9 protein-coding genes are annotated in these 7,508 nt (G+C 74.0%); 2 read left to right on the forward strand and 7 right to left on the reverse strand.

Annotated elements, in window-relative coordinates; all coding sequences use genetic code 11:
- From ABZ914_RS42395 to fdhD, 5 genes are all read right to left on the reverse strand, one after another.
- Positions 1 to 496 (reverse strand): phytoene desaturase family protein (locus tag ABZ914_RS42395; protein ID WP_500200406.1); only part of this gene is annotated, 496 nt, incomplete at its 3' end.
- Positions 497 to 560: 64 nt separating this feature from the next.
- Positions 561 to 2,351 carry an SDR family oxidoreductase gene (locus tag ABZ914_RS42400; protein WP_500200408.1) on the reverse strand — a complete coding sequence of 597 codons (1,791 nt, stop codon included), beginning with the start codon at positions 2,349 to 2,351 and terminating at the stop codon, positions 561 to 563.
- Entirely contained in the window at positions 2,348 to 3,190 is an 843-nt protein-coding gene (locus ABZ914_RS42405; protein WP_387018012.1) for a M24 family metallopeptidase, read from the reverse strand. Before ABZ914_RS42405 ends, ABZ914_RS42400 begins: the two co-directional genes overlap by 4 nt.
- A gap of 147 nt (positions 3,191 to 3,337) precedes the next feature.
- Positions 3,338 to 4,273: a metal-dependent hydrolase gene (locus ABZ914_RS42410; protein WP_500200411.1), complete on the reverse strand. Its 936-nt coding sequence runs from the start codon at positions 4,271 to 4,273 to the stop codon at positions 3,338 to 3,340.
- A gap of 199 nt (positions 4,274 to 4,472) precedes the next feature.
- Entirely contained in the window at positions 4,473 to 5,285 is an 813-nt protein-coding gene (gene fdhD, locus ABZ914_RS42415; protein ID WP_500200412.1) for a formate dehydrogenase accessory sulfurtransferase FdhD, read from the reverse strand.
- A gap of 181 nt (positions 5,286 to 5,466) precedes the next feature.
- Between fdhD and ABZ914_RS42420 the strand changes: the two genes are divergently transcribed.
- Both ABZ914_RS42420 and ABZ914_RS42425 read left to right on the forward strand, forming a co-directional pair.
- Entirely contained in the window at positions 5,467 to 5,775 is a 309-nt protein-coding gene (locus ABZ914_RS42420) for a DUF4333 domain-containing protein (RefSeq protein WP_500200414.1), read from the forward strand.
- Positions 5,776 to 6,129: 354 nt separating this feature from the next.
- Positions 6,130 to 6,435 carry a DUF4333 domain-containing protein gene (locus ABZ914_RS42425; RefSeq protein ID WP_500200415.1) on the forward strand — a complete coding sequence of 102 codons (306 nt, stop codon included), beginning with the start codon at positions 6,130 to 6,132 and terminating at the stop codon, positions 6,433 to 6,435.
- Between the two features lie 73 nt (positions 6,436 to 6,508).
- On the opposite strand, the gene ABZ914_RS42430 is transcribed toward ABZ914_RS42425, so the two are convergent.
- Entirely contained in the window at positions 6,509 to 7,135 is a 627-nt protein-coding gene (locus ABZ914_RS42430; RefSeq protein WP_500200416.1) for a trimeric intracellular cation channel family protein, read from the reverse strand.
- 49 nt (positions 7,136 to 7,184) lie between these two features.
- A complete protein-coding gene (locus tag ABZ914_RS42435) occupies positions 7,185 to 7,376 on the reverse strand; it encodes a DUF3099 domain-containing protein (protein WP_190856415.1) in 192 nt (63 codons plus the stop codon).
- Positions 7,377 to 7,508 lie beyond the last annotated feature (132 nt).

The raw sequence follows: 7,508 nt of genomic DNA on the forward strand, positions 1-7,508 counted from the left end.
GCAGGACGCGCAGCCCGCCCGCGCGGCGCGCCGACGCGGCCAGCGGCAGCGCGGCCCGGACGGGCGGGAACGGGGTGAACAGGGCGCGCAGCACCGCGTCCCCCATCTCCTCCCACAGGCCCCACAGCCGCAGCCAGGCGTCGCCGTCGCCCGCGCCGAGCGCGTCGAGGCTCGCGGCGGTCGCGCCCGGGTCGCGTTCGAGCACGGCGGCGCGCCCGTCCGGCAGCGGATGGGCCAGCACCGCCGGGGCGTGCTTCCAGCGCAGCCCGTGCGCTTCCAGGCCGAGCGCCCGTATCGCCGGCGACGCGACGCCGAGCGGGTAGAACGCGCTGCACAGGTCGCTGACGTAGTCGGGGTGGACGCCCCGGTCGCTGCGCACCGCGCCGCCCGGCTCCGGCTGCGCCTCCAGGACCAGCACGTCCCAGCCCGCGTCGGCCAGCATGTTGGCCGCCACGAGCCCGTTGGGTCCCGCGCCGACGACCACGGCGTCCGCCATCCCGCACCGCCTCCCGATGATCACCCTAGGGCGTGTGCGGGCGTCCTACCCCCGCGCGGGAGCCCTAGCCCGCGTCGAAGCGGGCCAGCAGCCGCATCGCGCCCGGCGACAGCCGGGACGCGAGGTGGCCCAGCCGCGCCTCCGGGGTGACCGGCACGACCGCCCGGTCGTCGCGGACCGCCTTGACGATCTGCTTCGCGACGCCCTCCGGACCGAAGCCGCGCAGCGCGTACGCCCGCGCCGCCCGCTCCCGGCTGCGCGCCTGCTCCCGCGAGCCGCGCCCGACGAACCGGGACGTCCGGGTGATGTTGGTGTTGACGATGCCGGGGCAGATCGCGCTGACGCCGATGCCCTTGCCCTTCAGCTCGGCGCGCAGGCACTCCGACAGCATCAGCACGGCCGCCTTGCTGGTGGCGTAGGCGGGCAGCGTCCGGGACGGGGTGAACGCGGCGGCCGAGGAGGTGTTGACGATGTGGCCGCCCTGCCCGCGCTCCACCATCTGCGCGGCGAACAGCCGCGACCCGTGCACGACGCCCCACAGGTTCACGCCGAGGACCGCGTCCCAGTCGTCCACCGTGTGGTCGAGGAACGACCCGGCCATGCCGATCCCGGCGTTGTTCACCACGACGTCCGGGACGCCGTGGTCGTGCAGGACGGACTTGGCGAAGTCCTCCATCGCGGCGGCGTCGGACACGTCCACCCGGTACGGGTGCCCGGCCGGGCCGACGAGGCCGGCGAGCTCCGCGGTGCGCTGCGCGGTGGCGAGGTCGAGGTCGGCGGCGACGACCTCCGCGCCCTGCTCGGCGAAGGCGAGCGCGGTGGCGCGGCCGATGCCGCTGCCGGCGCCGGTGACGACGACCAGCGAGCCGTCGAGGGGGCGGCGGTCCCGGCGGACGCGGGCGCGCGTGAGCGCGCGGGACTCGGCGGTGGTGAGCGGGCCGCCCTGGACGCCGGTGATGTGCTCGGTGATCCAGCGCGCGATGACGCCGGGGTGGCTGCGCGGTACCCAGTGGCCGGCCGCGATCGGGCGCAGCGACAGGTTCGGCACGCGCGCGCTCAGCCCGCCGACCAGGTGCGGCGACACGAACAGGTCCTTCGTCGGGACGATGACCTGCGTGGGCACGTCGGTGCGGCGGTCGCGCGGGCGGCGCAGCCGCTGCACCATGTTCGCCCGGTACAGGCCGACGCCGGACGCGCCGTCCCGCGCCATCGTCCGCGCCGGGTGGCCGTCGCGCGGCGCGACGCCCTCGCCGAGCTCCAGGGCCTTGGCGAACGGGCGGGACAGCCCGGCGCGCCACATCAGCTCCGGCAGGACGGGCGTCTGGAAGAAGTAGATGTACCAGGACCGGACGCCCTGCCCGGCGGCGCGCTTCAGGTTCGCCGGGGTCGGGCGGGCGATGTTGCGCCGCGTCCACTGCGCCACGTGGTCCAGGCAGGGCCCGGAGATGGAGGTGAACGAGGCGAACCGCTCCGGCATCGTGCAGGCGGCCTCCCACGACTGGATCGAGCCCCAGTCGTGCCCGACGAGGTGCACCTTGCGCTCGGGGGCGGTGGCGTCCAGCACCGCCCGCATGTCCGACATCAGGTAGTCGAAGGTGTAGCGCTTGCGCCCGAACGGGCGGGACGAGGCGCCCGCTCCGCGCACGTCGTAGCGGACGACGTGGTACCGGTCGGCGAGCCGCGCGGCGACCTCGTCCCACACCGCGTGGGTGTCGGGGTAGCCGTGCATGAGCAGGACGGTCGGGCGGGAGGGGTCGCCCTGCTCGTAGACGGCGAGGTCGACGCCGTCGCCGCGGACCCGGCGGCGCCTCACCGGTGCCGCGGGGGCGGCGCCGGAGGTGATGGTCTGCGTCATTGCGCCTCCCGTCGCGCCCACCGGTGCACGTGGGGCAGGTCGTCGTCGAGCCAGTGGGCGTCGTCCTCGGTGACCACGAGGATCTCCTCGAACTTCACGCCGACGCCGCGGAAGCCGATGTGCGGCTCCACCGCCCACAGCCCGGGCGTCGGGGGGTGCTGGGACTGCGCGGCCCCGTTCCAGAGCGGTGAGCGCCCCTCGAGGCGCTCCTTCACCAGTTCGCGGCCGATCGTCTGCAGGAACCGTACACCGAACGGGAAACCGACGCGCTTGGGAAGGATGCCGCCGATGATCCCGACCTGGTGGCCGATGACCCGTCCGGGGTACTTGGCGTGCCGGTTCTGGTAGCCCTGCCGCTCGATCAGGGCGTCGACCTCGGCGTAGATGTCGGCGAAGGTCCGGCGCTCGCGGACGAGGCGGAGGATGAGGTCGCGGTAGCCGGCGAGGTCGGCGTCGAGCCGCTCCCAGATCCGGTTCTCGCCGAGGACGCCGCCGTAGCCGATGTCGGCGGAGTAGCCGCCGCGGACCGGCGCCATGTCGAGGATGTAGGGCATGCCCTCCTCCAGGCGCGTCGCGCTGGGGAGGAACTGGGTCGGGACCTTGAAGCCGCGGAAGGCCGACCGGTCGCCGAACCAGGCGAACGGGGTGTGCAGCCAGTCGTCGACGCCGTGCCCGCGCAGCCAGCGGCGCATCCGGCGGCACGCCTCCCGCTCGGTCACGCCCGGTTCGAGGGTGGCGGCGACCTCGTCGGCGCACTGGTAGCACAGGCGCTGGACGTCGCGGAATCGCTCGAGCTCCGCCTCATCTCGGGTGCGGGCGAGCGTCACTTTATTGGACACGGTGTTAATTAACCGCGCGATCCGGACCGCGGTCAAGGGGGCCGCGCGTGACGCTCGCCACCCGGCAACGCGCGAGGGCCCGTACGGCGCGGCGGTACGGGCCCTCAGGGGGAGGTCTCCGGGGAGCCTCCGGTCGCGATGTCCGTGTTAGTACGGGTCGTAGCCCGCGGCCTGCGCGGCGGGGGACCGCTTGAGGTACTCCAGCGCGCGCGGCGTCGAGCAGACCTTGGACGGGTGGTGGTTCGGCCTGAGGTAGACGGGCGCCTCGCCGAGCAGCAGCTTGAAGATGCCGGGCACGTGCCCCCGGCGGACGGAGCGGCGGTACGCGCGCACCACCCGCAGCGGCGTGACCCGCTTCGTCACCGTCGGGTCCTGCTTCATCAGGTAGAGCGAGCCGCCGATCAGCGCCCAGTACAGGAAGAACAGCGACACGACCCAGGCCGCGACCCGGGTCGGGTAGCGCCCGCCCATCGCCTTGTAGACGTCGAACACCACGGACCGGTGCTCGACCTCCTCGGCGCCGTGCCAGCGCAGCAGGTCCAGCATCGTCGGGTCGACGCCGGCCTTCTCCAGCCGGTCGTTGTCCATGATCCACTGGCCGAGCACGGCGGTGTAGTGCTCGATCGAGGCGACCGCCGCCAGCTCGAACCGCAGCCGGCGCCGCCAGGCCCGCGGGCTCTTCTCCTTGAGCGCCGCCATCTGCTCGGGCCGCTCGGCGTTCCCCTTGGCCATCTGGTCGGTGATCTTGGCGACGTCGATCCCGTTGGCCTCGAGGATCTGGTCGAGGACGCCCTGGTGCGAGCGGGCGTGCACCATCTCCTGGCCGATGAACCCCCGGATCTCCTCCAGCAGCCGCTCGTCCCTGATGTACGGCCGGGCGTCCTTGACGCACTGGATGAACCACTTCTCGCCCTCGGGCAGGACGATGTGGAACGAGTTGATGACATGGGTGGCGAGCGGGTCGCCGGGAACCCAGTGCAGGGGAGTGGACGACCAGTCGAAGGACACCCGCCGAGGCTTGATCGGGGGGTGGCGCTCGTCGATGCCGGACGCCGCTCCGCCGCCGGTGAGGGGCCTCGTCATTCCGTGATCCTCCGCTTCGCGCGCCCGGGGCCGGACGCGGCGTGCGTACACGCGCGCGTCAGTGCGTAGGGGGAGCAGTCAACTCCTGTGGCGGGGCCGGTGTCTTGAGGACGGGCCAACAAGTTACCGTTTGGTTTTCGGCCCGAGATGACAAACGCCCGGCCGCCCTAGCGGGTGTCGGGAGGGGGTCGGGCGGGCGTCAGACGCCGAGCCGCTCGGCGCCCGTGTAGACGTTCATGGTGTCCCCGCGCAGGAACCCGACCAGCGTCATCCCGGCGTCCTCGGCCAGCTCGACCGCCAGCGACGACGGCGCCGACACCGCCGCGAGGACGGGGATCCCCGCGGTCATCGCCTTCTGGGTCAGCTCGAACGACGCGCGCCCGCTGACCATGAGGACCCGGCCGGCGAGGGGCAGCAGGCCCTCCCGCAGGGCCCACCCGACGACCTTGTCGACCGCGTTGTGCCGCCCGACGTCCTCGCGCACCGCCAGCAGCCCGCCCTCGGCGTCGAACAGCCCGGCCGCGTGCAGCCCGCCCGTCCGGTCGAAGACCCGCTGCGCGGCGCGCAGCCGGTCCGGCAGGGCGGCCAGCACCCGCGGGGTGAGGCGGACGGGGTCGGCGGACACCTCGTACGGCCGGTCGGTCCGCAGCGCCTCGATGCTCGACTTCCCGCACACCCCGCACGCGCTCGTGGTGGTGAACGCGCGCGTCATCGCCTCGTCGGGCGGCGCCACCCCGGGGGCGAGCGCCACGTCCAGGGTGTTCTGCTCCTGGGTGTCCGCGCAGTACCGCATGGCGGTGAGGTCGGCCGCGCCGCGGATGACGCCCTCCGCCGCCAGGAACCCGGCGACGAGGTCGAAGTCGTGGCCCGGGGTGCGCATCGTGATCGTCAGCGGCTTGCCCGCCACCCGGATCTCGAGCGGCTCCTCCACGGCGAGCGTGTCGGGCCGGCGTCCCGCCGTCCCGCCGGTGCTCACGCGCAGGACCGGCTTGCGCACGGTGATCCGACCCATGGACTCGACGGTACCCCGGTTGTCACCGCCGCACGAAAAAGTTCGCGGCGATCTGTCCCGTTCCGCGTCCTTTGTCGGGCGGGACGGCGTGCCCTGGCGGCCGGGTCGCGCGGCGGCGGACCATACCTGCGGACGGCGCCCCACGGGGACCCGGGCGCCGCGCATCACGGGGAGCAGAACCATGCGCAAGTTCCTGATCGTGCCCGTTCTCGCCGGCGGCCTCGCGCTCGCCGCGGCGGGCTGCCAGGTGGAGAAGACCGTCGGCTCCGGCACGGTGGAGAAGCAGATCGACGCCAAGTTCGGCCCGATGTACCAGGCGGCCGGCCTCGGCCCGGCGAAGGCGTCCTGCCCGGGCGACCTCAAGGGCAAGGTCGGCGCCACGCTCGACTGCACCGTGCGCGACGGCAAGGGCGGCAGCCACCGGCTCACCGTCACCGTCACCTCGGTCAAGGGGAGCGAGGTCCACTTCTCGATGAGGGCCGCCTCCTAGCCCTCCGGGCCGCGTCCGGTCGGGCGCCCCTGCGGGGGCGGGGTGCCCGCCATGGCGTTACTTCGACGGGCACGACCAGGGAAAGGTTCGGCGCCCGCCGTCCCGTTCTCCGTCCCTTCTTTCTCGGGATGAGGCGCCCTGGTACCCGAGACGCCGGGCGGCGGAGGATGCCTCCGGACGGCGCTCCCAGGGGACCGGGGCGCCGACATGACGGGGAAGAGCACAGTGGCACCTGACAAGAGCACCACCTCGACGGGGAATCGGTTCGGTCGATGGCGGCGAGGCCCGCTTCACCGGGACGCCCGCCTCCCGGCATCCGCGGTCCCGGCGTCGACACGGAGGGCCGCCGGACCCGTGCGCACGTCGCTGATCGTGCCGGCCCTGCTCGGCGGCCTGCTGCTCGGCGCCGCAGGCTGCGGGCTCAGTGGGGACGTCCCCGGGGACATGGTGCAGGACCGGATCCGCAAGCAGCTCGGCCCCGAGTACGACGCCGCGGGCATCGGCCCCATCCAGGCGTTCTGCCCGGGCCGGCTCAGGGGCGAGGTCGGCGCGAAGATCACGTGCGCCGTCTATGACAGCAAGGGGCGGAAGCACCGAGTGATCGCCACGGTCACCTCCGTCGACGGCTGGGACGTCCGCTACTCCTTGAAGACGGCGTAGCCGCCCGAGGACGGGCCGGCCGTGCCGGCGTCCCCGCCTCTCGGCGCTGCTCGGCCCGTCCAGGTCACCGGCGTCAGTCGGGCACCCCGCGGGGGCGGGGTGTCCGCCAGCCGTAGCGCATCGCCAGCACCCGGAGGGCGAACGCCAGCACCGCGGCGCCGGCGGTCACGGCGCCGCCGTGCAGCCCCGCCGACGAGGCGGCCGCCGTGACGGCGGCGCCGAGCATCGCCGGCAGCGCGTACAGCTGCCGGTCGTACAGGACCGCGGGGATCTGCCCGCTCAGCATGTCGCGCAGGACGCCGCCGCCCACCGCGGTGACCACGCCGAGCAGCACCGCGTGCAGCGGCGACAGCCCGTAGTCGAGCGCCTTCAGCGTTCCGGTCGCGCAGAACAGCCCGAGGCCCGCCGCGTCGAACAGCAGCACCGCGGGGAACAGCCGCGCGACCTGCGGATGCCAGAAGAACACCAGCGCCGACGCGCCCAGCGGCACCAGCACGTAGCCGAGGCTGGTGAACGCCGCCGGCGGGACCGCGCCGATCAGCAGGTCCCGCAGGATCCCGCCGCCGAGCGCGGTGATCTCCGCGAGCACCACCATGCCGACGACGTCGAGCCGCTTGCGGACGGCCGCCAGCGCCCCGGACACCGCGAACACGAAGATGCCCGCGAGGTCCAGCAGCTGGGGGACGTCGGGCCCGTTCACGCACGCTCCCGGAGGGCGCGCCGCCGCCCCCGCGCGGCCCCGCCCGGCCTCACTCGCGCTTGTCGGGACGGTCGATGTTCCAGTTGGCCACCACCGCCGCGAACGGCGGGATGATCATCGCGAACACCGACATCCCGATCGCGGCGGGCGTCGAGTACAGCCGGACGACCGTCCAGGCGAGCACGATGAAGGTGAGGCACGTCCCCATCATGATCCCGTAAGCGAGCTTGCGCCGCCTCATACCCCCACCGTACGTCGCGGGTCGCCACGGCCCTGACGCCCGGGCCGCCGGCGCTTCGGCTCGGCCGGCGGCCGCGGGCGCGCCCGCGGAGGCGCACGGGAATCGAACCCGCCGTCCCGAGATCCTCGGGAC

Source organism: Spirillospora sp. NPDC046719, assembly GCF_040645715.1.
In the GTDB taxonomy this organism is placed as follows: Bacteria; Actinomycetota; Actinomycetes; order Streptosporangiales; family Streptosporangiaceae; genus Spirillospora.